23 protein-coding genes are annotated in these 24,588 nt (G+C 63.2%); 11 read left to right on the plus strand and 12 right to left on the minus strand.

Annotated elements, in window-relative coordinates:
- The first annotated feature begins 22 nt into the window (after positions 1 to 22).
- From ACLIKD_RS17060 to lipA, 5 genes are read left to right on the plus strand one after another with little or no spacing between them, the layout of a single operon-like run.
- The gene (locus ACLIKD_RS17060) at positions 23 to 1,162 is read left to right on the plus strand and encodes a D-alanyl-D-alanine carboxypeptidase family protein (protein ID WP_428825966.1); all 1,140 of its coding nucleotides are present in this window, start codon (positions 23 to 25) and stop codon (positions 1,160 to 1,162) included.
- Positions 1,163 to 1,167: 5 nt separating this feature from the next.
- A complete protein-coding gene (locus ACLIKD_RS17065; protein WP_226418114.1) occupies positions 1,168 to 2,043 on the plus strand; it encodes a D-amino acid aminotransferase in 876 nt (291 codons plus the stop codon).
- A gap of 1 nt (position 2,044) precedes the next feature.
- Positions 2,045 to 2,314: an HP0495 family protein gene (locus tag ACLIKD_RS17070; protein ID WP_428825967.1), complete on the plus strand. Its 270-nt coding sequence runs from the start codon at positions 2,045 to 2,047 to the stop codon at positions 2,312 to 2,314.
- A gap of 28 nt (positions 2,315 to 2,342) precedes the next feature.
- Positions 2,343 to 2,954, plus strand: a complete 612-nt coding sequence (gene lipB / locus ACLIKD_RS17075) for a lipoyl(octanoyl) transferase LipB (RefSeq protein WP_428828354.1) — start codon at positions 2,343 to 2,345, stop codon at positions 2,952 to 2,954.
- Complete coding sequence (gene lipA / locus ACLIKD_RS17080; protein WP_226418111.1) at positions 2,947 to 3,921, plus strand: lipoyl synthase; 975 nt, start codon at positions 2,947 to 2,949, stop codon at positions 3,919 to 3,921. Before lipB ends, lipA begins: the two co-directional genes overlap by 8 nt.
- Before the next feature lie 87 nt (positions 3,922 to 4,008).
- Here lipA and ACLIKD_RS17085 read toward each other — a convergent pair whose 3' ends face one another.
- The 6 genes from ACLIKD_RS17085 to ACLIKD_RS17110 all read right to left on the minus strand — a co-directional run bounded on the left by ACLIKD_RS17085 (position 4,009) and on the right by ACLIKD_RS17110 (position 8,863).
- Positions 4,009 to 4,542, minus strand: a complete 534-nt coding sequence (locus tag ACLIKD_RS17085) for a YMGG-like glycine zipper-containing protein (RefSeq protein WP_428825968.1) — start codon at positions 4,540 to 4,542, stop codon at positions 4,009 to 4,011.
- A gap of 5 nt (positions 4,543 to 4,547) precedes the next feature.
- Positions 4,548 to 4,877: a hypothetical protein gene (locus ACLIKD_RS17090; RefSeq protein WP_428825969.1), complete on the minus strand. Its 330-nt coding sequence runs from the start codon at positions 4,875 to 4,877 to the stop codon at positions 4,548 to 4,550.
- Positions 4,878 to 5,023: 146 nt separating this feature from the next.
- A complete protein-coding gene (locus ACLIKD_RS17095) occupies positions 5,024 to 6,319 on the minus strand; it encodes an acetyl-CoA hydrolase/transferase family protein (protein WP_428825970.1) in 1,296 nt (431 codons plus the stop codon).
- 104 nt (positions 6,320 to 6,423) lie between these two features.
- A complete protein-coding gene (locus tag ACLIKD_RS17100) occupies positions 6,424 to 7,569 on the minus strand; it encodes a THUMP domain-containing class I SAM-dependent RNA methyltransferase (protein WP_226419861.1) in 1,146 nt (381 codons plus the stop codon).
- Positions 7,566 to 7,982, minus strand: coding sequence for a CopD family protein (locus ACLIKD_RS17105; RefSeq protein WP_226418107.1), 417 nt, complete (start codon positions 7,980 to 7,982; stop codon positions 7,566 to 7,568). The genes ACLIKD_RS17100 and ACLIKD_RS17105 overlap by 4 nt, the downstream gene beginning before the upstream one ends.
- Positions 7,970 to 8,863: an NAD-dependent epimerase/dehydratase family protein gene (locus ACLIKD_RS17110; RefSeq protein WP_226472104.1), complete on the minus strand. Its 894-nt coding sequence runs from the start codon at positions 8,861 to 8,863 to the stop codon at positions 7,970 to 7,972. Before ACLIKD_RS17110 ends, ACLIKD_RS17105 begins: the two co-directional genes overlap by 13 nt.
- A 33-nt stretch (positions 8,864 to 8,896) precedes the next feature.
- On the opposite strand from ACLIKD_RS17110, the gene ACLIKD_RS17115 reads away from it, so the two are divergent.
- Complete coding sequence (locus ACLIKD_RS17115) at positions 8,897 to 9,913, plus strand: CDP-6-deoxy-delta-3,4-glucoseen reductase (protein WP_428825971.1); 1,017 nt, start codon at positions 8,897 to 8,899, stop codon at positions 9,911 to 9,913.
- On the opposite strand, the gene ACLIKD_RS17120 is transcribed toward ACLIKD_RS17115, so the two are convergent.
- The 6 genes from ACLIKD_RS17120 to ACLIKD_RS17145 all read right to left on the minus strand — a co-directional run bounded on the left by ACLIKD_RS17120 (position 9,914) and on the right by ACLIKD_RS17145 (position 15,495).
- Positions 9,914 to 10,534 (minus strand): COG3650 family protein, encoded by a 621-nt coding sequence (locus ACLIKD_RS17120; protein WP_428825972.1) that lies wholly within the window; start codon positions 10,532 to 10,534, stop codon positions 9,914 to 9,916.
- 89 nt (positions 10,535 to 10,623) lie between these two features.
- Positions 10,624 to 11,328 (minus strand): ABC transporter ATP-binding protein, encoded by a 705-nt coding sequence (locus ACLIKD_RS17125; RefSeq protein ID WP_428825973.1) that lies wholly within the window; start codon positions 11,326 to 11,328, stop codon positions 10,624 to 10,626.
- On the minus strand, positions 11,321 to 12,082 hold the full coding sequence (locus tag ACLIKD_RS17130; protein WP_428825974.1) for an ABC transporter ATP-binding protein: 762 nt from the start codon (positions 12,080 to 12,082) through the stop codon (positions 11,321 to 11,323). The genes ACLIKD_RS17125 and ACLIKD_RS17130 overlap by 8 nt, the downstream gene beginning before the upstream one ends.
- On the minus strand, positions 12,082 to 13,140 hold the full coding sequence (locus ACLIKD_RS17135; RefSeq protein WP_428825975.1) for an ABC transporter permease subunit: 1,059 nt from the start codon (positions 13,138 to 13,140) through the stop codon (positions 12,082 to 12,084). Before ACLIKD_RS17135 ends, ACLIKD_RS17130 begins: the two co-directional genes overlap by 1 nt.
- Positions 13,137 to 14,060 (minus strand): branched-chain amino acid ABC transporter permease, encoded by a 924-nt coding sequence (locus ACLIKD_RS17140; protein ID WP_226418100.1) that lies wholly within the window; start codon positions 14,058 to 14,060, stop codon positions 13,137 to 13,139. Before ACLIKD_RS17140 ends, ACLIKD_RS17135 begins: the two co-directional genes overlap by 4 nt.
- Positions 14,061 to 14,130: 70 nt before the next feature.
- Entirely contained in the window at positions 14,131 to 15,495 is a 1,365-nt protein-coding gene (locus ACLIKD_RS17145; RefSeq protein WP_428825976.1) for a branched-chain amino acid ABC transporter substrate-binding protein, read from the minus strand.
- Positions 15,496 to 15,616: 121 nt separating this feature from the next.
- On the opposite strand from ACLIKD_RS17145, the gene ACLIKD_RS17150 reads away from it, so the two are divergent.
- The 5 genes from ACLIKD_RS17150 (at position 15,617) to ACLIKD_RS17170 (ending at position 24,584) form a co-directional block, all read left to right on the plus strand.
- Entirely contained in the window at positions 15,617 to 16,912 is a 1,296-nt protein-coding gene (locus tag ACLIKD_RS17150) for a GNAT family N-acetyltransferase (RefSeq protein ID WP_428825977.1), read from the plus strand.
- Positions 16,909 to 18,300 carry an FAD-binding oxidoreductase gene (locus tag ACLIKD_RS17155; protein WP_428825978.1) on the plus strand — a complete coding sequence of 464 codons (1,392 nt, stop codon included), beginning with the start codon at positions 16,909 to 16,911 and terminating at the stop codon, positions 18,298 to 18,300. The genes ACLIKD_RS17150 and ACLIKD_RS17155 overlap by 4 nt, the downstream gene beginning before the upstream one ends.
- Positions 18,301 to 18,351: 51 nt before the next feature.
- Positions 18,352 to 20,217, plus strand: a complete 1,866-nt coding sequence (locus ACLIKD_RS17160; protein WP_428825979.1) for an ATP-binding protein — start codon at positions 18,352 to 18,354, stop codon at positions 20,215 to 20,217.
- 118 nt (positions 20,218 to 20,335) lie between these two features.
- Positions 20,336 to 23,827, plus strand: coding sequence for an indolepyruvate ferredoxin oxidoreductase family protein (locus ACLIKD_RS17165; protein WP_428825980.1), 3,492 nt, complete (start codon positions 20,336 to 20,338; stop codon positions 23,825 to 23,827).
- Between the two features lie 7 nt (positions 23,828 to 23,834).
- The gene (locus ACLIKD_RS17170) at positions 23,835 to 24,584 is read left to right on the plus strand and encodes a class I SAM-dependent methyltransferase (RefSeq protein WP_428825981.1); all 750 of its coding nucleotides are present in this window, start codon (positions 23,835 to 23,837) and stop codon (positions 24,582 to 24,584) included.
- The last annotated feature ends 4 nt before the right edge of the window (positions 24,585 to 24,588 follow it).

The raw sequence follows: 24,588 nt of genomic DNA on the forward strand, positions 1-24,588 counted from the left end.
ACCGCGAAATAAAACAAATCCCATGCCGATGTTTCACAAGACTTTCCTCTTCGTACTCAGCCTCTTTTTCGCCGCCCAGGCCGCCGCCCAGCAACTGCCCATCCCGCCGTCGCTAGCCGCCAAATCCTGGCTGTTGCTGGAAACCGGCTCCGGCCAGATCTTGAGCGCGGAGTTGCCGGACGAACGCCTTGAGCCGGCCTCCCTGACCAAACTGATGACCGCCTACCTGACCTTCTCGGCCATGCGCCAGAAGACCATTGCCCTCAGCCAGTCCCTGCCGGTCTCGGAAAAAGCCTGGCGGACCGGCGGTTCGAAGATGTTCGTCCGGGTCAACACCCAGGTGCCGGTCGAAGACCTGATCAAGGGCATGATCGTCCAGTCGGGTAACGACGCCTGCGTCACGCTGGCCGAAGGCATTGCCGGCAGCGAGGAAAACTTCGCCCAGATGATGAACCGCGAAGCACAGCGCCTGGGGATGAAAAACTCCAGTTTCCGCAACTCAACCGGCCTGCCCGATCCGCAGCATTACACCACCGCCCGCGACCTTTCCGTTCTGGCCAGCGCGCTGATTCATGACTTCCCCGAGGAATACAAAAAGTATTACTCGATGAAGGAATTCCGCTACAACAACATCACCCAGCCCAACCGCAACCGCCTGCTCTGGGTCGACCCCACCGTCGATGGCGTCAAGACCGGCCACACCGATGCCGCCGGCTATTGCCTGATTTCCTCGGCGCAGCGCAACAAGCGCCGCCTGCTCTCCGTCGTGCTGGGCACCAGCTCCGACTCGGCGCGCGCCAGCGAATCCCTGAAACTGCTCAACTGGGGCTTCACGGCCTACGACGCCGTCAAGCTCTACGCCGCGAATCAGCCGGTCTCGTCGCTGCGTGTCTGGAAGGGCGCCCAGAAGGAAGCCAAGGCTGGTTTCCCCGCCGACCTGATGGTCGCCGTACCGAAGGGTTATGCCGACAAGGTGCAGGCCCAGTTTATCTCGCAACAACCGTTGATGGCCCCGGTCCAGATCGGCCAGAAAGTCGGCGTGGTCAAGGTCAGCATCGATGGCAAGGCCTACGGCGAATATCCGGTCAGCGCCCTTGAAAATGTGCCGGTCGCCGGCATCTTCGGTCGCACCATCGATACTGTAAAACTCTGGTTCAACTAAGACCCATGACCCCTTACGTCGCTGATCCCGTTTATCTGAACGGTCAATTCCTGCCCCTGGCCGAGGCCGGCATCTCGCCGCTCGACCGCGGTTTTCTCTATGGCGACGGGGTTTATGAGGTCATTCCGGTTTACTCCCGACGCGCCTTTCGCAGCGACGAACACCTGCGGCGCCTGCAAGCGACGCTGGCCGGCATCAAGCTGGCCAATCCGCTCGATCTCGCCGGCTGGACAGCGGTCGTCGAGCAGTTGATCGGCAGCGCACCGTGGGATGACCAGTCGATCTACCTGCAGGTCACGCGCGGCGCCGACAACAAACGCGACCACGCCTTCCCGCCGGCCAGCGTGCCGCCGACGGTCTTCGCCTTCGCTTCGCCGCTGGTCACTCCGTCGGCCGAAACGCGGGCCCAGGGCGTCGCGGCGATCACTGTGGCCGACCAGCGCTGGGCGCGTTGCGACCTCAAGGTCATTTCGCTGCTCGCCAACGTGCTGGCCCGCCAGCAGGCGATCGAGGCCGGCTGCGCCGAAGCGCTGCTGGTCCGCGACGGCTACCTGAAGGAAGGCGCCGCCTCGAACATCTTCCTGGTCAAAAACGGCGTGCTGCTTGCGCCGCCGAAGACGCAGCTGATGCTGCCCGGCATCACCTACGACGTCATCCTTGAACTGGCCGACCTCCACGGTCAAGCCATCGAAGTCCGCGAGATCCAGGAAATTGAACTTCGTACCGCCGACGAGGTCTGGATGACCTCGTCTACCAAGGAAATCCTGGCGATCACGACCCTCGACGGTAGCGCTGTCGGCACCGGCCAACCCGGCCCGATCGGCGAAAAGATGTGGCGGTGGTATCAGGATTTCAAAAACACGGTCATGCGCAAAGGCTGAAATGGCTTCCTACAAGGACACCCTTCTCGAATTCCCCTGCGACTTTCCCCTGAAGATCATGGGCAAGGCGGAGGAGACGCTCGCCCAGGTCGTTCTCGAAATCGTCACCCGACATGCCCCGGACTTCGACGCGGCGCGGATGGAAATGCGTGCCAGTTCGGGCGGCAACTACCTCAGCCTGACCTGCACCGTGATTGCCACCTCAAAGCCGCAGCTTGATGCGCTGTACACCGAGTTGAGCGGCCACCCCCTGATCAAAGTGGTGCTGTGAGGTACCGAGCAGGGGCAAGGCTGTGAACCTGCTGGTCAAACGGCTTGGCCGGGTCGACTACGCCCCGACTTTTCAGGCCATGCAGGATTTCACCGCCAGCCGCCAGCCGAACACCGCGGACGAGCTGTGGATCGTCGAACACCCGCCGGTGTACACGCTCGGCCAGGCCGGCAAGCCGGAACACATCTTGCGCGACATCGGCATCCCCATCGTCAAGATCGACCGCGGCGGCCAGGTCACCTATCACGGCCCTGGCCAGGTGGTGATCTACCTGCTGCTCGACCTGCCCCGCCTGAAAATCAAGGTCCGTGAATTGGTCACCGCCATCGAACAGGCGGTCATCGACCTGCTCGCCGCCCATGGCGTCAGCGCCGAACGGCGCGCCGGGGCGCCCGGCGTCTACGTCGGCGAAGCCAAGGTCGCGGCACTCGGCCTGCGCATCCGCAATGGCTGCTCCTACCATGGCGTTTCGCTCAATGTCGATATGGATCTTTCCCCATTTACCGCCATCAACCCCTGCGGCTATGCTGGACTGGAAGTAGTCCAGACCAAGGATCTGAACATCCCGCTCACCGTCCGCGAGGCCGGCGAACAACTCTCCCAACATCTACTGCAGCAACTGGACAAACAACATGGCTGACAACGTAGGCAGCGCGAAGCAAAAAGGCGTCAAACAAAAAGGCGAACTGAAGACCGCGCGCATCCCGATCAAGATCATCCCGGTCGATCAGCCGCTGAAAAAGCCCGACTGGATACGCGTCAAGGCCGGCAACAGCGCCGGCCGCTTCGGCGAAATCAAATCCATGCTGCGCGAACGCAAGCTGCACACCGTCTGCGAAGAAGCGACTTGCCCGAACATCGGCGAATGTTTCGGCCGTGGCACCGCAACCTTCATGATCCTCGGCGACATCTGCACCCGCCGCTGCCCGTTCTGCGACGTCGGCCACGGCCAGCCCTTGCCGCCCAACCCGGACGAGCCGCGCCAGCTCGGCGAATCGGTCGCCGCGCTGAAACTCAAATATGTCGTGATCACCAGCGTCGACCGCGACGACCTGCGCGATGGCGGTGCCCAGCATTTCGTCGACGTGATCGGCCAGGTGCGTGAGCTGTCGCCGAGCACGACCATCGAAACGCTGGTGCCGGACTTCCGCGGCCGGATGGAGGTCGCCCTCGACGTCCTCGGCGGCGCCCTGCCCGATGTTCTCAACCACAACATGGAAACCGTGCCCCGCCTCTACAAGCAGGCCCGTCCGGGCGCCGATTACGCACACTCGCTGGAATTCCTCAAGCAGTTCAAGGCACGCTATCCGAACGTTTCCACCAAGTCCGGCCTGATGGTCGGGCTCGGCGAAACCGACGAGGAAATTCTCGATGTCATGCGCGACCTGCGCGCCCACGATGTCGAAATGCTGACCATCGGCCAGTACCTCGCCCCGACCGGCCATCACCTGCCGGTCGTCCGCTACGTACCGCCCGATACTTTCAAGATGTACGAAGCAGAAGCCAAGAAAATGGGCTTCACCGGCGCCGCCTGCGCCCCGATGGTCCGTTCCAGCTACTGGGCAGATGAGCAAGCGCATTCTGCCGGGATCAATCCGCTCAGTTGAACGGCCCCCGCGGCTTTCAGGCCGCCGCCTGGATTAAACGCAACAATGGCGCTCCGCGGAGCGCCATTGTCATTTCCGGCCAGCTGATTATTTGGCCGGCGGCGGTGGCGGCGGAGCGCCCGGCGGCGGTGGTGGAATACCGGCATCGGCGGCCCGTACCGGCCGGGAATAGCTGACATTGGCTGGCACCGGCACGCGATGCCCCTTGGCGTACATGCACTGGATGTAGGCATTGTCGTACTGGCGCTGGGTACCGATACCCGAACTGCGCGCCGCATCGCTGCCGACCGCACTGCCCATCAGCAAGCCGGCGCCGGCACCGACCGCGGCGCCATCACGGCCACCGCCGATCGCCGCCCCGGCCAGCGCGCCAACCGCCGTGCCGACCGCGGCACTGGTCACCGCCGACTGCCGCGCGGCCTGTTCGGCTGTCTTGCCGCCGATCTGGACATAGGCGAATTGCCGGCACAGCGCATCATCGTCGCGGAAGCGTTCCAGCGTCTGTCCGGTGCCAGGCAAGACCATTACATCGGGTCCGTTTGGCATGACCGTGCACGCCGTCAGGAAAACCACGCCGAATACGACGGGCGCCCGGTAAAACACACTCATTTTATTTGCCATGCTGATCACCTTGCCGGTTGCGGCAAGACCTTCTGCCAACCGCCCGGACATTCCTGAACATAAGGATAGTAGCCCTTGGCAGCGGCGCAGTAATACCAGTATTGCTGGGCTGCTGCGGCCGGCTCGGCGGGCGCTTCGTATTGTTCGACGTAGACCGGCGGCGGCGAGGGCCGCACGACGATGACCTGGGGCGGATAATAGAACGGCGGCGGATAGCCCCAGAACGGATTCACATAAACGCCGACCTGCCCTCGGGCACCATGGGCCAAGGCCCCGCCGATTCCGGCGAAGCCGAGAACCAGCAAGGCCAGCAGCAGTTTTTTCGCTTTCATCATCACACCCGATCGTCCTGATACTCGCTATTCACAATAGCGAATTATCAGGCGACCGGATGAATTAAATTGCTACATTTTGTAAGCAGGCTGGGCGCTCGATGCTTTCCAGTTGCTGGTCGCCGTAGCGGGTCGGTAGCGAGACGCCCTCAGAGCAGGTTCATCCGCTTGGCCGACTCGCGCAACTCGCTGCGAAAATCCGGGTGGGCGATGCCGATCAGGGCGGCACAACGCTGCTGCGCCGTCTTGCCGCGCAACTGGGCGACGCCATACTCGGTGACGACGTAGTTGATGTCGTTCTTGCTGGTCGTCACATGGGTGCCCGGCGAGAGGGTCGGGACGATGCGCGAAATGGTGTCGTTCTTGGCCGTGGACGGCAGAACGATGAAGGCCTTCCCGCCGTTCGAACGGTTCGCCGCACGGACAAAATCGCTCTGCCCACCGGTACCGGAATACGGGGCGAACCCGAGACTCTCCGAACCGCACTGCCCGATGAAGTCGATCTGCATCGTCGCGTTGATGGCATGCAGGTTGTCGTTCTGACCGGCCAGGAACGGGTCATTGGTGAAATCGACGGGATGCATTTCGAGCGAAGGATTGCGATGCATGAACTGATACAGCTTCTTGGAGCCGAGCGCGAAGGTCGCCAGCATCTTGCCCGGGTGGTAGTTCTTCTTCCGGTTGGTGATGACGCCGGCCTCGACCAGGGTCATGATGCCATCGCCGACCATTTCGGTATGGATGCCGAGATCGTGCTTGTGCGTCAGCTGCATCACCACGGCATCCGGAATGCCGCCATAGCCGATCTGCAGGGTCGCGCCATCGGGAATCATCTCGGCGACATACTTGCCGATCGCCTCCTGGACCGGGCCGATTTTCGGCAGGCCGACTTCCAGGATCGGATCTTCGCTCTCGGTCAGCGCGGTGACCTGGGAAATGTGAATATGGCAATTGCCGTTGGCGAACGGCACGTTCGGATTGACTTCGAGGACCACCGCACGGGCCTTGGCAATGGCGGCCATGGTGTAGTCAGGAGCCAGGGAAAGCGAGAAGTAGCCGTGCTCGTCCATTGGCGATACCAGCGAAAAAACGACATCGGCCGGAGAAAGATTGCGATTGATCAGCACCGGCAGTTCGGAGAAGAAGGCCGGGATATAGTCAATCCAGCCAGCCTGGCCGCCCGGGCGAGTCACGCCACTGAAAAAATAGGCCGAGTGCCGTACGTGCTCCGCCGTTTCCGGGTCCAGATATCCATACTTGCGAACCGGCAGAATCTGCGAAATCTGTACGTCGCGAAAATCGCGACGCGCTTCGGAAAGCGCCGTCAGCAAGGCCGGGGGTTCGCCCACGGCGGTCGGCACGACGATCGTGTCGCCATTCTTGACCACCCGGATGGCATCGGTGGCAGGCATGCGTTTTTGCTGATACAGCGACTGAACGGACATACGACTATCTCCAATAATTGTTTTGAAAAACTACGATGCTCGCATAGCGATCAGCGCAAATTGCTGACCAGGATCAAAAGGACGAGTTTATTGCAACGCAACAATCACGGCTTGCGGTTGCTCCCCGCCACCATCCGGATTTCAAACAGCCGGCATTCGAGCGGGCCGTTGAACAGCGGCGTTTTGCGACTGGGTTTGAGACCGACCAGCTTGGGCAGACGCAGGTCGGCGGTAAAGAAGAAACAGTTCCAGCCGGCCCAGTATTTCTTCAGGGCCGAACCGAGTTGCGGATAGAACTCGGCCAGTTCTTCCTGCTCGCCGATCCGCTCGCCGTAGGGCGGATTGGCGACGAGGATACCGTGCTCGGTGAGCGGCTGGACCTCCAGCACATCGGCGTGATCGACCGTGACCACGCCGCCGAAGCCAGCCTCCTGCAAATTGCGGCGGGTCGCCCGGACGGCCTTTTCATCGCTGTCGTAGCCGCGAATGTCCATCGGCTCTGCCGGCTTGCAGCGCAACTCGGCTGCCCTCCGGATATCGGCCCAGTTCAGGGCCTCGAATTTGCCGAGCAGTTCGAAGGCAAAGCCGCGATCCAGGCCCGGCGCCCGGTCAAGCGCCATCTGCACGGCTTCGAGCAGGAACGTACCGCTGCCGCACATCGGATCGATCAGCGGCGTACCAGGCTGCCAACCGGTCAGTTTCAGGATGCCGGCCGCCAGATTTTCCTTCAGCGGCGCATCCACGCTGGCCTTGCGGAAACCACGCTGCCACAAGGGCTGACCGGAGGTATCGAGGTACAGCGTGCACTCGTTCTCGCTGAGGAAGACATGGACGCTGACATCGGGATTGCGCGTCTCGATATTCGGCCGCTCGCCGAGATCCTCGCGGAAGCGGTCGCAGACGGCGTCCTTGACGCGCAGCGTGACGAAGTCGAGCGACTTGAGCGGACACTTGATCGCCGTCGTCACGACACGCATCGTCCGCGATACGGCAAAGTGATTCGGCCACAACTGGCGGACGGCCAGCCGGTAGATATCCTCTTCCTTGGCGTAGGGCCCCTTGACGATATGCCAGAGGATGCGCGTCGCCAGCCGGGATTCCAGATTGGCCCGATAACAGACCGACCAGTCCCCGGCAAAAAATACGCCGCCGTGCGTCGTGCGCAGTTCGCTGGCGCCAACGCCAGCCAGTTCGGCGAGGAGCAGTTCTTCCAGCCCGCGCGGGCAGATTGCAAAATATTTATTCATCAGAAAGGCTTCAGGACAGCGAGAAAGACCACGGCGAACAAGACGACCACCGGCATTTCGTTATAGAAACGGAACCAGACATGGCTACGGGTATTGCGCCCGGCGCGAAAGGCGTTCAACAGCACGGCGCAATGCACGTGGTAAGCGACAAGCAAGGCGACCAGCGCAGTCTTGGCATGCAGCCAGCCACCGGAAAAACTATAGCCAAACCATAACCACAGGCCAAGCAGCACCGCCAATATGCCGAGCGGCGTCATGAACTTGAACAGTTTGCCGGCCATCAACAGCAGGCGATCGCGCTCAGCCGGACTGTCGGCCGGCACCATGGCCAGATTGACGAAAATTCGCGGCAGGTAGAACAGCCCGGCAAACCAGGCGACAACCAGTGAAATATGAAGCGCTTTCACGACGAGCATGCATTTCTCCTTGAGCGAAGGGCCTCTGCTATCCCGTCGTCGATCGTCGGGTACGCGAAGCTTAATTTGAGTTCTTTCTTGATTCTACGATTGCCGATCCGCCGCGATTCGCGCATGAATGACATCTGCACCGGCGACAAGGTCTTCTCGGCCTGGTCACGGGTGATGCGCGGCGCTCGGGGCAAGGCAAAAGCATCGGCGACCCGGTCGAAATACTCGGCCATGCGCAGAGCGGAATCATCGACCGCATTGTAGGCGCGGTTGGCTCCGCCGTGGCGCAACGCGGCAACGCAGGCGGCGGCCAGATCGTCGGCGTGAATATGATTGGTGAACACATCATCGGCCGCAACGAGGGCCGGCAGGCCCTTGTGCAGACGCTCGACGGGCAGGCGATCCGCCGCGTAAATGCCGGGCGCCCGCAGGATCGAGACCTGGACGCCAGTCTGCTTGCCCCAGCGGCGCAGGCAACGTTCGGCATCGACCCGTCGGCCGGCCCGCGCGCTTTCCGGATTCAGGCGGCGCGTTTCATCGATCGAGGCCCCGGCACAATCGCCGTAAACCCCCGTCGTGCTTACGTAAACCAGCCGGCGTGGTAGACTTTTGCTCTTGCCCAAGGCGGCCAGCAGGTTGCGGGTGCGCGTATCCCTCGGCCCTTCGGCCGGCGGTGGTGCCAGATGCAGAACCAGATCGGCCAGGCCGCTCAGACGCTGCAAGCTGGCCCGGTCGTCAAGATCAGCCACCACCGGTTTGGCGCCGGCGTTACGCCACGCGACGGCCCGGCCTGAATCGCGCAACAAGGCGTAGACACGATAGCGGCGGGCAAGGCGGGAGAGAATGCGGCGGGCCACGTCCCCGCTGCCGACAATCAGGATTTTTTGCACGCCGGCATTGTAGCCGACGACCAAGGGGAACCAATGAGCTACCAGATTACTGTCCAGCCCAGCGGACGTCAGTTCGCCGCCGAAGCCGATGAAACGCTGCTCGACGCCGCCTTGCGCCAGGGCCTGACCCTGCCCTACGGCTGCAAGGATGGCGCCTGCGGCGCCTGCAAAGGCAAGGTGCTGGCCGGCAGCGTCGAGCACGGCAAAGCCCAGGAGCATGCGCTGAAAGAGAGCGAAAAGGCCGCCGGTCTGGCGCTCTATTGCTGCGCCACGGCCAAGTCGGATCTGGTCATCGAATGCAAGCAGCTCGGCTCGGTCAACGACATTCCGGTCAAGACCCTGCCCTCGCGCATCGAAAAGCTGGAAAAGCTGGCGCCGGACGTCATCGAAATGCACCTGCGCCTGCCGGCCAATGAACGCCTGCAATTCTGGGCCGGCCAATACATCGACATTCTGCTCAAGGATGGCAAGAAACGCAGTTTCTCGCTGGCCAACGCGCCGCACGACGACGCCGTGCTGCAACTGCACATCCGCCACGTGGCGGGTGGCCTGTTTACCGAGCAGGTGTTCTCGACGATGAAAGTGCGCGACATCCTGCGCTTCAATGGTCCGCACGGCAGTTTCTACCTGCGCGAAGACTCGTCGAAGCCGATGATCCTGCTGGCCGGCGGCACCGGTTTCGCGCCGATCAAGGCGATTGTCGAACACGCCATCGCCGAGCAGTGCCAACGCCCGATCCATATCTATTGGGGCGCCAAGGCGCGCGTCGATCTTTATCAAAATACCCTGGCCGAGCAATGGGCCGGCGAACACGCCAACATCACCTATGTGCCGGTGCTTTCGGAACCGGCCGCCAGCGATGCCTGGAGCGGCCGCACCGGCTTCGTGCACCAGGCGGTGCTGGCCGATTTCCCGGACCTCTCCGGCTACCAGGTTTATGCCTGCGGCGCGCCGGTGATGATCGATGTCGCCCGGCGCGACTTCACCACGACGCGGCAGCTGCCGGAAGAGGAATTCTTCGCCGACGCCTTTACCTTCTCGGCCAGCTGATCAACGCTGCCAGGCACAGCCTTTCAGGGTCTGGCCATTGGCCGTCACCGTGGCCGTCCAGCCGAAGACGGCGGTGGCCAGCGCATCGCGGCACAAGCTATTGTCCAGACGTAGCGTCAGCTTGTCGGCGGTGAAACTGGCCCGCCCCCCGTCAAGCTTCAAGGGGGTGTAGGGCACGACGACGTCCGGCTGGCCCGGACGTTTCAGGGTGACGCTATCGCCGCCCGCCGCCAGCAGCCAGCCCGGCTCGTTGCCGGCTGCCCGCCAGGCCTCGTCCCGGGTGCCGGGCAACTGGCAGCGCCCTTCGGTCTGCGCCATGTTGATCGCCGAGGCTTTCAGGGTATCGCCTTCGACGACGGCCAGCAGCTCGGCATAGAGCTTCTTGCCGGCGGCCAGCCCGACGCTGTTCAAGGCCTTGGTCACTGCCTTGTCGGGTGAGACATCTTCCATGGTGGAGTAACTGCGATCGCGGCACGGCGAGAACACCACCTTGTCGCCGTGCTTGAGCATCATTCCGTAAGCGAATTTCGGTGCGTTGTCGGCCGGTTTGGCCTCCTCGGCCTGCAGACCGATAGCCAGCAAGGTGGCGCTCAAGGCGAACAGCGAATGACGAATCTTCATGGCAGAGGGCACTTCACGGGAAAGACGATCCGCCCATTTTGCCCTGCCTGCCTACCGAACAGTTTGATGCAGTTAAAAAATAGCGGCAATTACTCGCCCAGATAGGCGGCGCGCACCTTCGGGTCGTTCAACAACTGGGCCGACTCGCCGGTCAGCGTGATTTCGCCGCTTTCCATGACATAGCCCCGCTGGCTGACTTGCAGGGCCAGCTTGGCATTCTGCTCGATGAGCAGCGTCGTCATGCCCTCGGCGGCGACGATCCGGATCACCTCGAAAATCTTCTGCACCATGATCGGCGCGAGGCCCATCGACGGCTCGTCGAGCAGCAGCATTTTCGGCCGGCTCATCAGGGCGCGGCCGATCGCCAGCATCTGTTGCTCGCCACCGGACAATGTGCCGGCCAACTGGGCCGCCCGCTCTTTCAGGCGCGGAAAATAGCCGTAGATTTTATCGAGATCGCCGGCGATGTCCGCCTTGTCGTTGCGCAAGAAAGCGCCCATCGCCAGATTTTCGACAACGGTCAGGCGCGGAAAGACCCCCCGCCCCTCCGGCACCAGCGCGATGCCTTTGCCGATGATGTGGTGCGGCGCTATGCAGCTGATCTTCTCGCCGCGAAAATGCACGTCGCCGCCGACCGCGTCGATCACCCGGGCGATCGCTTTCAGGGTGCTGCTCTTGCCCGCCCCGTTGGCCCCGATCAGGGCGACCATCTCGCCCTCGTTGACGTGGAAGGTAATGCTGCGCACCGCCTGGATGCCGCCGTAGGCGACGTGGAGTCCGGTAACTTCAAGCACCTAGATAAGCCTCAATGACACGTTGATCCTTCTGCACGACGGCCGGCACATCCTCGATGATCAGCGCGCCGTAATCGAGCACGGCGACGCGATCGCACAGCCCCATGACCAGTTTGACGTCGTGCTCGATGAGCAGGATGGTCGTGCCATCGTGGCGAATGCCGTCGATCAGCTCGCGCAGCTCGGCGGTTTCGGTGCCGTTCATGCCGGCCGCCGGCTCGTCGAGACAAAGCAGTTTCGGTTCGGTGGCCAGGGCGCGGGCAATTTCCAGCCGGCGCTGGTCGCCGTAGGAGAGATTCTTGGCCAGGTCGTCGGCCCGCTCCTCGATGCGCACGTAGTGCAGCAGGTCGATGGCGCGCTGGCGGATCGCCGCTTCTTCGGCCTTGGTCGCCGCATTCTGCAGCATCGCGCCGAGCACGCCGGACCGGGTCCGGACATGGCGACCGACCATGACATTCTCCAGCGCCGTCATGTTGGCAAACAGGCGGATGTTCTGGAAAGTCCGGGCAATGCCGCGTTCGGCCGCCTGATGCGGCGCATCGGCAAGCAGCGGCGCCCCGGCGAAGGTAAAGCCGCCGCCGTCCGGTATGTAGAGGCCGGTCATGCAGTTGAAGAAGGTGGTCTTGCCAGCGCCGTTCGGGCCGATCAGGCCGTAGATTTCGCCCTGGCGGATGCTCAGCGAGACATCGCGCAAGGCTTTGACGCCGCCGAAATGTTTGGCGACGGCCTTGGCTTCAAGCAATACCTCGGCCATCAGGCGTCCCCCTGCAGTTCGCGCTTGCGCTCGGGCGACGGCCACAGGCCGGCCGGCTTGAAGCGCATGACGAGGACCAGCGCCAGACCGAAAATCAGCATGCGCAGGCTTTCCGGATCGACCAGCATCTTGCCGAAGAGGGCCATCTGGATCGGACCGACGCCGTAGCGCAAGGCCTCGGGCAGGATGCTGAGCAGCACCGCGCCGAGAATGACGCCGGGAATGTGCCCCATGCCGCCGAGCACGACCATCGCCAGAATCATGATCGACTCGATCAGCGAAAAGCTTTCCGGCGAGACGAAACCCTGCATCGCCGAGAAGATGCCGCCGGCCACCCCGCCGAAGCTCGCCCCCATGGCGAAGGCCAGCAACTTGATATTGCGGGTGTTGATGCCGATCGCCTTGGCAGCGATCTCGTCCTCGCGGATCGCCTGCCAGGCCCGGCCGATGCGGGAATTCTGCAGGCGCAGGTTGATGAGGATGACGAGAATGGCCAGGACGACCAGCAGGTAGTAGTACTTCTGCGGGCCACTCAGCGAAACGCCGAGAATCTGCGTTGAACCCGAGAACTTGAAACCGCCAATGGCCACCGGATCGATCAGCGTGATGCCCTGGGCGCCGTTGGTCACATTGATCGGGGCATTCAGGTTGTTGAGGAAGATGCGGACGATCTCGCCAAACCCCAGCGTGACGATGGCCAGATAATCACCACGCAGTTTCAGCGTCGGCGAGCCAAGCAGTACGCCGAAGAAACAGGCAACCATCGCGCCAATCGGCAGAATGACCCAGAACGGCCAGTGCAGGCCGAAATGCGGACTGGCCAACAGGGCATAGACGTAGGCGCCGACGGCGTAGAAGGCGATATAGCCAAGATCGAGCAAGCCGGCAAAGCCGACGACGATATTCAGGCCGAGCGCCAGAAACACATAAAGGATGGCGAAATTGAGAATGCGTACCCAGGCCTGGCCGCCCATCGCGGCGACAAACGGCAGGGCGATCAGGGCGGCGGCGATCAGCGCGATGCCGAAGGCCGAACGGGGATTGAGCCACTTCTTCATGCGCGATCTCCCGTCTTCTCGCCGAACAGACCGGAAGGCCTGAACATCAGCACGCCGATCAGGACGATGAAGGCGAAGATGTCCTGGTAGTGGCTGCCGAGAAAACCGCCGGTCAGGTCGCCGATATAACCGGCGCCCAGCGCCTCGATCAGGCCGAGCAGGATGCCGCCGGCCATCGCCCCGCCGAGATTACCGATACCGCCCAGCACCGCCGCAGTAAAGGCCTTCAGGCCGAGCATGAAGCCCATCTGGTAATGGGCGATTTCGTAGTAGGAGCCGACCATCACGCCGGCCACCGCGCCGAGCGCCGAACCGATGATGAAGGCGGCGGCGATGACGCGGTTGATATTGACCCCCATCAGGCTGGCCACCGCCGGATTTTGCGCCGTCGCGCGCATCGCCATGCCGAGCTTGGTGCGATAGACGAGGAGCAGCAGCCCGCCCATGGTCGCGGCCGAGACCAGCACGATGACGATCTGGACCGCGGTGAAGTTGGCCCCGGCGAACTCGTAATCGATTTTCGGCAGGAAGGCGGGAAAGGTCATGTAATTACGCCCCCAGACGATCATCGCCAGATTCTGCAGGACGATCGACATGCCGATGGCCGTGATCAGCGGCGTCAGGCGCGGCGCGCCGCGCAACGGGCGATAGGCGATGCGTTCCAGCCCCCAGCCGAGGGCGATGCAGACCAACACCGAAACGCTGACGCCGGCCAGGCCGGCCAGCGCCACCGGCATGCCCGCCTTGATCAGGGTGCCGGTCACCGTAATGGTGACCAACGTGCCGATCATCACCACTTCACCATGCGCGAAATTGATCAGGCCCATGATTCCGTACACCATCGTGTAGCCGAGCGCGACCAGGGCGTAGATGCTGCCCTGGACGAGTCCGTTGATGATCTGCTGAAGGAAAATATCCATATTGTGTAAGTCGACCGCAGCATATGGAAACGGCACCTTGCGGTGCCGTTTCCTTTAGCCTGTTTGGGCTTTACTTCTTCTCGACTGCTGACTTGGTGGCTTCCGCCGCGCTCTTGACCGCCTCGGCCCCGGCCTTGACGGCATTGGCCCCGGCCGTGGTGGCCGCGCCAGCTACCGCCTGGGCGGCTTCCTTGACTTCGGCAACCGCCTCCTTGACTTCCGCCTTGGCGGAGTCAACCGGACCGCCACCACCCAGCGTTTCGACATATTCCAGCTTGCCGCCCTTGTATTGGTAGACGGAAATCGCGCCGCCCTTGAGGTCGCCGAACTGGTCGAACTCGATCAGCGCGGTCACGCCGTCATACTTGGTCTTGCCGATTTCCGGCAGATATTTGGCGGGTTCGACGGAGTTGGCGCGCTTCATGGAATCGGCCACGACCATCACCGCATCGTAGACATAGGGCGAATAGAGCTGGATTTCGGCACCGAACTTCTTGCCGAACTTATCCTTGAACTCCGGCCCCTTGGCCAGTTTTTCCAACGGCATGCCGGGCAGGGAACAATATTGCCCCTCGCTGGCCGGGCCGCCCAGCTTCATGAATTCCGGCGTACAGACGCCGTCGCCGCCGAGGAACTTGGCCTTGATGCCGAGTTCCTTCATCTGCTTGGCCATCGGGCCGCCCTGGGCATCCATGCCGCCGAAGAAGACGAGCTCGGCCTTCTTCGACTTGATCTTGGTCAGGATGGCCTTGAAGTCGGTGGCCTTGTCGTTGGTGTATTCGGTAGCGACCACCTTCAGACCGGACGCCTCGGCGGCCTTCTTGAACTCGTCGGCCAGCCCCTGGCCGTAGGCGGTACGATCATCGACGATGGCGACGCTCTTGACCCCCTGCTTGGCGGCAAACTCGCCAAGTGCCTTGCCTTGTTGCACATCGTTGGCCATCACCCGGAAGGCCGTGGCGAAGCCCTGCTGGGTATATTTCGGATTGGTCGCCGAACCCGAAACCTGCGGAATACCGGCATCGGCGTACAACTTCGAGGCAGGAATGGTCGTCCCGGAGTTCAGGTGACCGATCACCCCGTTAACCTTGGCATCGACCAGCTTCTGGGCAACGATCGAACCCTGTTTCGGGTCAGCCTGATCATCTTCCGCCACCAGCTCGAACTTGACCTTGGCGCCACCGATTTCCAGACCCTGGGCGTTCAACTCATCGATCGCCAGCAAGGCGCCGTTTTCATTGTCCTTGCCCAGGTGAGCCTGCGGACCGGTCATCGGTGCCACATGGCCCAGTTTGACCACGATTTCCGGCTTCGCTGCCGGAGCGGCTGGCGCGATCGGCGCGGCGACCGGTTTGGGTTCTTCCTTCTGACCGCAGGCGGATAACGCAAAAGCCGTGATGACGGAGAGTGCAACTACGGAAAGCTTGGCATGCATAGGTATTCTCCTGAACTCTGGTGGGTGAAAAGGGTTCATACGATTGTGCGGAGCCTCAGAATACATGTCAATAACAAGGTGCTACTATAAATGCAGCAATAATTCCAAATGAGAGGAGCCGATGTCGACTTATTCCCGTCTGCGCAATCTCGCCCATCAGGCAGCCCGCAAGCTGTTCGCCCTGCTGCCGAGGGGAAAGCGTCACACCATCTATCGCTCCTTCGTCGACTGCGATCCGGGACCCAACCAGCGCCTGGTCTTGAAGATTGCCGAAACGCGCGAAGAGCTTGAAGCCTGCTTCAAGCTGCTGCATGACGCCTATGTCAGCAGCGGCTTCATGACCCCCGACCCATCCGGCATGCGCGTCACCATTTACCACGCCCTGCCGACGACGACCACCCTCTGCGCCAAATACAACGATCAGGTCGTCGGCACGCTGTCGCTGATCCGCGAAAGCGCCATCGGTTTTCCGCTGCAGCGCATCTTCGATCTGACCAACGTGCGCAAAAAGGAAGGCAATATCGCCGAGGTCTCGGCGCTCGCCGTACACCCGCGCTTTCGCCGGACCGGCGGAACGATCCTGTTTCCGCTGATGAAGTTCATGTATGAGTACTGCACGACGTTTTTCGACACCCGTCATCTGGTCATCGCAGTCAATCCGCGCCATATCGAGATGTACGAGTCGCTGCTCTTCTTTCGCCGGCTGACCAGCACGGTCGTCGAGAACTATGACTTCGTCAATGGCGCCCCCGCCATCGGCGCCACGCTCGACCTCAAACACGCACCGGATATCCTGCGCGAGGCTTACGCCAACAAACCGTTGCGCCGGAATCTCTATCACTACTTCCTGGAAACGACGCTGCCCAACATCCAGATTCCGCACCGGCGGTTCTTCACCACCAACGATCCGGTGCTGACGCCCGACCTGATCGACTACTTCTTCAACCAGCGGACCACGGTCTTTGCCGAGTTGAGCGACCGCAAGAAGACCCTGCTGCATCTGATCTACGATCTGCCCGAGTATCGCAAGGTCCTGCCGCCGCTGCCCGACAAACAGGCTGACAGCAAGATCCGTCGGCACCAGCGCTTTTCCGTCAAATGCCCGGCCCAACTGCTCGGCCAGGGCGACGAGAAGGCCATCCCGATCGAAATCAGCGAAGTCTCCCGCTACGGCTTCCGCGCCCGGACCAGCCGCAAAATCCCGGGCGAAGTCTGGCTGACCGCGGTGATCCAGCTTGGCGCCCAGGAGGTCTCGCGGCTCACCGTCCAGGTGGTCCAGGGTACCGATCAGGACGACAAGCACTACAGTGGTTTTCGCATCGGCGAACCGGATCTGGTCTGGAGAAAATTCGTCACCGCGCTCTATCAAGGGCATACTCATTCCGATCTCGACCAAGCCACCCGTTTCCTCTCGTGACCCAGACAACACTCCCCGACGCACTCTCCCTCGCCCTTAGCGAACATTTTCAACAACGTTTTTCGCGCGGCGAGTCGACTCGACTGCAGCATGGCCGCGACGAATCGGTCCATCACCCGCAGGCACCGGACGGCGTCGTCATGGCGGAAAGCACCGACGAAGTGGTGCTGACCCTGAAGCTGTGCGCCGCACACGGCGTACCAGTAATCCCCTACGGCGTCGGCAGCTCGGTCGAAGGACACGTCCTGGCACCGCAGGGCGGCATTTCGCTCGATCTTTCGAGCATGAACCAGGTTCTCGCCATCCATGCCGAAGACGGCGACGCAACGGTCCAGGCCGGCGTCACCCGCAAGCAGTTGAACGATGCACTGAAAGGCAGCGGCCTGTTCTTCCCGATCGACCCGGGTGCCGATGCGACGCTCGGCGGCATGGCGGCGACCCGTGCCTCCGGGACCAATGCCGTGCGCTACGGCACGATGCGCGACAACGTGATGGCGACCACCACGGTGCTGGCCGATGGCCGGGTGATGCAGACCGGCGGCCGCGCCCGCAAGTCGTCGGCCGGCTACGACCTGACCCGCCTGCTGGTCGGCTCGGAAGGAACGCTGGGCATCATGACCGAGCTGACCGTCAAGCTCTACCCGATCCCGGAAGCCATCTCGGCGGCGGTGTGCACCTTTCCCGATATCGATTCGGCCGTCCAGACGGTCATCCAGACCATCCAGCTCGGCATCCCGGTGGCCCGCATCGAATTGCTCGATGCGCTGTCGCTGAAGGCCATCAACCTGTTCAGCAAGACCACGCTGAGCGAAGCACCGACCTTGTTTTTCGAATTCCACGGCAGTCCGGCCTCGGTCGCCGAACAGGCGGAAACCGTGCAGGCCATTGCCGACGAACTGGGCGGCGCCAACTTCGCCTGGGCAACCCACCCGGAAGACCGCAGCCGCCTCTGGCAGGCCCGCCACGACGCCTATTTCGCCTGCCTGCAACTGAAGCCCGGCTGCCGCTGCTTTCCGACCGATGTCTGCGTGCCGATCTCCCGTCTCGCCGAGTGCATTGCCGCGACCAACGAGGACATTGCCCAGGTCGGCATTCCGATTGCGCTGTTCGGCCATGTCGGCGACGGCAATTTCCATCTCGTCGTGCTGGTCGATACCGGCAACGACAAGGAAATGGCCGAGGCCGCCTGGATCAGCCAGCGCGTCGTCGAACGCGCCATCGCCATGGAAGGCACCTGTACCGGCGAACACGGCATCGGCCTCGGCAAACGCAAATACCTGCCACTGGAACACGGCGATGTGGCGGTCGATGTGATGCGGGCGATCAAACAGGCGCTCGACCCGAAAAACCTGATGAATCCGGGGAAAATACTGCCACCGCTAGCATGAGGCACCCGGACCAGCATTTACAATGCGCGCCAACCCTGTAACTCGAGCCTCATGCCATCCCTCAGCCTGAAACTGAAGCTCACGCTCGGCGCCATCACCATCGCCTTGCTGCTGCTCCTCGTCCAGTCTTTCGGGCAGTTCTATGCGCTGCGTGGCGATCTGGCGACCCGCATCGAAACCGGCCAGTTCGAGCTTCTCTCCGAACTGGCCGGCCACCTCGATGACAAGCTCAATGAACGGCTGATCGTCCTCGCCCACTCGACCAGTTCGCTGCCGCTCGACAAGCTGGATGACCTCGCAGCGCTGGAACGCCACCTGCAGAGCAAGTCGGCCCTGCTGACGCTGTTCGACGACCTCTATATTTTTGACGCGAACGGCAGGTTGCTGATCGACTGGCCGATGAAGGCGGGCCGCCGCGGACTCGACATGTCGGGCCGGGATTACATCGAAAACGTCCGCAAGACGCTGAAGCCGACAATCTCGCAACCGGTCCTCGGCCGGGCCACGAAACAGCCCATCGTCGTCCTTGCCGCGCCGGTTCTCAATGCGCGAGGCGAACTCATCGCCATCGTCGGCGGGGTGCTCAATCTCTACAAGCCGAACCTGATCGGCATGCTCGGTGCGCGCAAGATCGGCGAGCAGGGCTATTTCTATCTGGTTTCCAACGAAGGCCTGATGATCGCCCACCCGAATCGCGAACGGATCATGCAGCCGGTCCCCGATGCCCGGACCAACCCGGCCCTCGCCCGCGCGCTGGCCGGCTTCGAAGGCACCTTAGAGGGCGTGAACAGCCACGGCCTGGATGGCTTGTTTACCTTCAAGCGCCTGCAATCGACCGGCTGGATACTGGCTTCCGTCGTTACCATCGACGAAGCCTTCCGGCCGATCGCCAGCATCCAGCGCAATATGGCGCTAATCACCGCGACCCTGATGCTGATCATCGTCCCGCTGCTCTGGGCCTTCTCACACCGCCTCGTTCGCCCGCTCGGGCAGCTCGCCCGGGCGATGCGCGCCCGGGCCGCCAGCATGCAGCCGGGGCAGCCAGCCTTGCCGGTGGCCGAAACCGGGAGCAGCGAAATCCGTACCGTCGGCGCCGCCTTCAACGAATTTCTCGCCGCCCGCAACGACGCCGAACTGGCGCTCGCCGTCAGCGAACAACAGCGTTCGCGGATCATGGCCAGCCTGGCCGAAGCCAAGGAGGCAGCGGAAACGGCCAACCGGGCCAAGAGCGAGTTTCTGGCCAACATGAGCCACGAAATCCGGACGCCGATGAACGGCGTCATCGGCATGATCGAACTGGCGCGCATGAACCCGCTCGATGCCGAAACGCAGGAATACCTGCGGATTGCCCAGCACTCGGCAGAAAGCCTGCTGGCCATCCTCAACGACATCCTCGATGTGTCGAAAATCGAGGCCGGCAAGCTGCATATCGAACAGACACCTTTTGAATTGCGCACGCTGGTCACCGAAGTGCTTCGCCTAATGGCGCCGCTGATCAACGAAAAAGGCCTGAGCCAGCAGCTCACCTGGCCCGCCGAGCTGCCGGAAAAACTGATCGGCGACCCGCTGCGCATCCGTCAGGTGCTGCTCAACCTGATCGGCAATGCCATCAAGTTCACGACGCAGGGCAGCATTACCGTGGACGTCAGCTTTGCCGCCAAAACGGCGAGCGGACTGACGCTGACCGTCGCCATCTCGGATACCGGCATCGGCATTGCCGCCGACCGCCTGCAAACCATTTTCGACGCCTTCGCCCAAGCCGACGGCTCGACCACCCGCAACTACGGCGGCACCGGCCTCGGCCTGACCATCTCCAGCCAGCTGGTCGAGCTGATGGGCGGCCGAATTACCGCACAAAGCCGGGCCGGCGTCGGCAGCACCTTCAGCTTTACGCTACCGCTCGGCATCGCCGAATAAATCCGCTTGCCGGAACGTTTTCCGGCCGCCACAATCCGACCTCCAGGTTGCACACCGCCAACACCCCCGGCGAGGTGCCATTCAACAGCGCCCACAAGGCGTCATAAAGGAGACAAAAATGAGCAACATGGCTCAGCCGGCACCACTTGCCGATCCGTCCGCTGTGCTGGACGAGAAATACACCCGCAACTCCGGCCGCGTCTTTCTGACCGGCACCCAGGCCCTGATCCGGCTGCCGATGCTGCAACGCGAGCGCGATCTGGCGGCCGGCCTGAATACCGCCGGCTTCATCTCCGGTTATCGCGGCAGCCCGCTCGGCAATCTCGATCTCGGCCTGTGGAAAGCCAAGCAGCATCTCGCCGCCCACCACATCACCTTCCAGCCCGGCATCAACGAGGATCTCGCCGCCACCGCCGTCTGGGGCAGCCAGCAGGTCGGCCTGTTTCCCGACGCCCGCTACGAAGGCGTCTTTGGCATGTGGTACGGCAAGGGGCCGGGCGTCGACCGCAGCGGCGACGTCTTCCGCCACGCCAATGCCGCCGGCACGGCGCCGCACGGCGGCGTCCTGGTCATTGCCGGCGACGACCATGCCGCCAAGTCATCGACGCTGCCGCACCAGACCGAACACATCTTCAAGGCAGTGCTGATGCCGGTGCTCTACCCGGCCAACGTCCAGGAATACCTCGATTACGGCCTGCACGGCTGGGCGATGAGCCGCTACTCCGGCTGCTGGGTGGCCTTCAAGGCGCTGGCCGATACCGTCGAGACATCGGCTTCGGTGCTGATCGATCCGGCGGCGCTGGAAATCGTCTTGCCGACCGATTTCGCCTTGCCGCCGGACGGCCTCAACATCCGCTGGCCCGATCCGCCGCTGGTCCAGGAAGCCCGCCTGCTCAACCACAAGCTCTACGCCGCCCTGGCTTATGCCCGGGCCAACAAGCTGAACCGGGTGATCATCGATTCGCCCAATCCGCGCCTCGGCATCCTGACCGCCGGCAAGAGCTATCTCGACGTCCGCCAGGCGCTCGACGAACTCGGCATCGACGATGCGCTGGCCGCCAAGATCGGCATCCGGCTGTTCAAGGTCGGCATGGTCTGGCCGCTCGAGCCGGAAGGCGTGCGGCGCTTTGCCGAAGGTTTGGAAGAAATTCTGGTCGTCGAGGAAAAACGCCAGTTGCTCGAATACCAGCTCAAGGAAGAGCTGTACAACTGGAAAGACGACGTCCGGCCGCGCATCGTCGGCAAGTTCGACGAAAAAGGCGAATGGTCGCTGCCGCACGGCGACTGGCTGCTGCCGGCGACCGGCGAACTGCCGGTGGCCAGCATCGCCCGGGTGATCGCCGAACGGATCGGCCGCTTCTTCACCTCGCCGACCATCGCCGCCCGCCTGCAGGTCATCGAAGCCAAGCAGAAGGCGGCGCAGATGCCGCTCATTCTGGCCGAGCGCAAGCCGCATTTCTGTTCGGGCTGTCCGCATAACAGTTCGACCCGCCTGCCGGAAGGCTCGCGCGCCGTCGCCGGCATCGGCTGCCACTACATGGTGACGTGGATGGACCGCAACACCTCGACCTTCACCCACATGGGCGGCGAAGGCGTGCCCTGGGTCGGCCAGGCGCCGTTCACCACCGAAAAGCATATCTTCGCCAACCTCGGCGACGGCACCTATTTCCACTCCGGCCTGCTCGCCATCCGCCAGGCAATCGCCGCCAAGGTCGCCATCACCTACAAGATTCTCTACAACGACGCCGTGGCGATGACCGGCGGCCAGCCGGTCGACGGCGTACTGAGCATCGCCCGGATGACGCGTCAGCTCGAAGCCGAAGGCGTTGCGAAGATGGTCATCGTCACCAACGAGCCGGCCAAGTACGCCGAAGTCACCGACCTCGCGCCGCATGTTCCGATCCGCCATCGCGACGAACTGGATCTGGTGCAGCGCGAGTTGCGCGAGGAACCGGGCGTCACCGTCCTGATCTACGACCAGCTATGTGCCACCGAATCGCGCCGGCGCAAGAAACGCGGCAAATTGCCGCCAACCAGCCGCCGCGTCTTCATCAACGAAGCCGTCTGCGAAGGCTGCGGCGACTGCTCGGTGCAATCCAACTGCCTCTCCGTGGTGCCGCTCGAAACGCCCTTCGGCACCAAGCGGCAGATCGACCAGTCGGCCTGCAATCAGGACTTCTCGTGCCTCAAGGGCTTTTGCCCGAGCTTCGTCACCGTCGAAGGCGGCCGGCTGAAAAAAGGCAATGCGGCCCGCCCGGCCGGCGGTCTCGATGTTGCGGCGGCGCCCGGCAGCGCGTTGTGGCCGGCCTTGCCCGAGCCGCAACTGCCGGACACCGCCCGGCCCTACAACCTGCTGATCACCGGCGTTGGCGGCATGGGCGTCATCACGCTCGGCGCCTTGATCGGCATGGCCGCCCACCTCGACGGCAAGGGCATTTCCACCCTCGACATGACCGGGCTGGCGCAGAAATACGGCGCCGTCTTCTCGCACCTGCGCATTGCCGACCGGCCGGAAGACATCCACGCCGCGCGGATCGCCACCGGCGAAGCGCATGCCTTGCTCGGCGGCGACCTGGTGGTCAGCGCCGGCGCCGAAGCCCTGGCGAAAATGCTCGAAGGGCGGACCCGCGCCGTCGTCAGCTGCACCGCCACGCCGACCGCCGACTTTACGCGCAACCGCGACTGGCACTTCCCGCGCGGCGGCATGGAGCAAAGCCTGATCGACACGCTGGGGCGCGACCATGTCGAATTTCTCGACACCCAGCACCTCGCCACTCAGCTGATGGGCGACGCCCTCTACGCCAACATGCTGCTCCTCGGTTACGCCTGGCAAAAGGGGCTGGTCCCGGTTTCCGCCGCGGCACTTGAGCGCGCCATCGAATTGAACGGAACCGGCGTCACGGCCAACCGCCAGGCTTTCGCCTGGGGCCGGCGGGCGGCGGTCGAGCCCGAAAAGGTGGCGGAAATCGCCGGGCCGCTGGCCGGCGCCCGGCCGCCCGAAAGCACGCTGGACGAACTGATCGCCAGCCGGACCACCCACCTGACGGCCTATCAGGATGCCGCCCTGGCCGAGCGCTACCTGGCCCGCCTGAGCCAGGTCCGTGCTCTCGGCGACGAGGCGCTGAGCCGGGCCGTCGCCATCCAGTACGCCCGCCTGCTCGCCCCCAAGGACGAATACGAGGTGGCCCGGCTGTATGCCGAAACCGATTTCCTCGGCCGCCTCGGCGAGCGCTTCGACGGCGATGTTCGCCTGGTCTTCCATCTCGCCCCAACGTGGCTGGCTAAGCCCGGGCCGGACGGGCGGCCGAAGAAAATAAGCATTGGCCCGTGGCTGCTCGGCGCCCTGAAATGGCTGGCCAAAGCGCGGTCGATCCGCGGCAGCTGGCTCGATCCGTTCCGTTTCACCCCGGAAAAGGCCGTCGACCGGAGGCTGCTGGCCGAATACGAAGCCGATCTCGACCTGATCATCGGCCACCCCGGAGCGGCGCCCAAGGCGATCGATCTGGCCAGCTGGCCGGCCGAGGTCCGCGGCTTTGGCCCGGTCCGCAGCCAGGCGGCAGCACAGGCCGGCGCAGCAAGGGAATCGGCAAGGGCCGCGCTGGTGGCATAATCGCGGCATGTCCGCGACCCCCACTCGACAGCTGGCCCTGCAAGGGGCGGCTGTCATTCTCGTTTTATCCCTCGCCTGGCCCTATTTCGGCTGGACGGCCCAGGCCATGCCGTGGCTGGAAACCAGCCTGGCCATCGGCGGCGTCGCCCTGCTGTTCGCCACGCTGTCCCGCCAACCGTGGTGGTGGCGCCTGATCCACCTTACCTTCATGCCGTTGGTCTGGGCAACCAACACGCTGGCCATCGACCCCAGCTGGTTCCTGCTCGCCTTCGTGCTGCTCCTTCTCGTCTATCGCGGCGCCCTGTCCGGGCAAGTCCCGCTCTACCTGTCGAACAAGGCAACCGTCGCCGAGCTCGCCAAACTGCTCGGCGAACGCGGCCCGTCGCGTTTTCTCGACCTCGGGGCCGGCCTCGGCAGCACCACGGTGCCCCTCGCCGACCTGCTGCCGGACAGCCATTTCACCGGTTACGAGAACGCCCCGCTGACCTGGCTGGTCGGCCGTCTGCTCAGCCTCGGCCGGCCGAACATCCGCTGGCGCTGGGACGATCTCTGGCAGGCGCCGCTCGGCGAATTCGACGTCGTCTATGCCTTCCTCTCGCCGGTCCCGATGCCCGCGCTATGGCAGAAGGCAAAGGCCGAAATGCAGCCGGGCAGCCTGTTCATCAGCAACTCTTTCCCGGTACCCGGCGAGGTTCCGAGTCAGGTCATCGAGGTCGACTGCACGCCGCCCAGGCCGCTGTACTGCTACCAGATCTGAGCGC

The sequence above is a fragment of the Azonexus sp. IMCC34842 genome (assembly GCF_050368855.1).
Taxonomy (GTDB): domain Bacteria; phylum Pseudomonadota; class Gammaproteobacteria; order Burkholderiales; family Rhodocyclaceae; genus Azonexus; species Azonexus denitrificans_A.

Coding starts and splice junctions, on each gene's coding strand:
- ACLIKD_RS17095 (WP_428825970.1), bottom strand. CDS start 6,319: ATGTCCGTTCAGTCGCTGTATCAGCAAAAACGCATGCCTGCCACCGAT.
- ACLIKD_RS17115 (WP_428825971.1), top strand. CDS start 8,897: ATGAGCTACCAGATTACTGTCCAGCCCAGCGGACGTCAGTTCGCCGCC.
- lipA (WP_226418111.1), top strand. CDS start 2,947: ATGGCTGACAACGTAGGCAGCGCGAAGCAAAAAGGCGTCAAACAAAAA.
- ACLIKD_RS17070 (WP_428825967.1), top strand. CDS start 2,045: ATGGCTTCCTACAAGGACACCCTTCTCGAATTCCCCTGCGACTTTCCC.
- ACLIKD_RS17090 (WP_428825969.1), bottom strand. CDS start 4,877: ATGATGAAAGCGAAAAAACTGCTGCTGGCCTTGCTGGTTCTCGGCTTC.
- ACLIKD_RS17120 (WP_428825972.1), bottom strand. CDS start 10,534: ATGAAGATTCGTCATTCGCTGTTCGCCTTGAGCGCCACCTTGCTGGCT.
- ACLIKD_RS17105 (WP_226418107.1), bottom strand. CDS start 7,982: ATGCTCGTCGTGAAAGCGCTTCATATTTCACTGGTTGTCGCCTGGTTT.
- ACLIKD_RS17085 (WP_428825968.1), bottom strand. CDS start 4,542: ATGGCAAATAAAATGAGTGTGTTTTACCGGGCGCCCGTCGTATTCGGC.
- ACLIKD_RS17165 (WP_428825980.1), top strand. CDS start 20,336: ATGAGCAACATGGCTCAGCCGGCACCACTTGCCGATCCGTCCGCTGTG.
- ACLIKD_RS17160 (WP_428825979.1), top strand. CDS start 18,352: ATGCCATCCCTCAGCCTGAAACTGAAGCTCACGCTCGGCGCCATCACC.
- ACLIKD_RS17135 (WP_428825975.1), bottom strand. CDS start 13,140: ATGAAGAAGTGGCTCAATCCCCGTTCGGCCTTCGGCATCGCGCTGATC.
- ACLIKD_RS17060 (WP_428825966.1), top strand. CDS start 23: ATGCCGATGTTTCACAAGACTTTCCTCTTCGTACTCAGCCTCTTTTTC.
- ACLIKD_RS17145 (WP_428825976.1), bottom strand. CDS start 15,495: ATGCATGCCAAGCTTTCCGTAGTTGCACTCTCCGTCATCACGGCTTTT.
- ACLIKD_RS17065 (WP_226418114.1), top strand. CDS start 1,168: ATGACCCCTTACGTCGCTGATCCCGTTTATCTGAACGGTCAATTCCTG.
- ACLIKD_RS17140 (WP_226418100.1), bottom strand. CDS start 14,060: ATGGATATTTTCCTTCAGCAGATCATCAACGGACTCGTCCAGGGCAGC.
- ACLIKD_RS17170 (WP_428825981.1), top strand. CDS start 23,835: ATGTCCGCGACCCCCACTCGACAGCTGGCCCTGCAAGGGGCGGCTGTC.
- ACLIKD_RS17150 (WP_428825977.1), top strand. CDS start 15,617: ATGTCGACTTATTCCCGTCTGCGCAATCTCGCCCATCAGGCAGCCCGC.
- ACLIKD_RS17130 (WP_428825974.1), bottom strand. CDS start 12,082: ATGGCCGAGGTATTGCTTGAAGCCAAGGCCGTCGCCAAACATTTCGGC.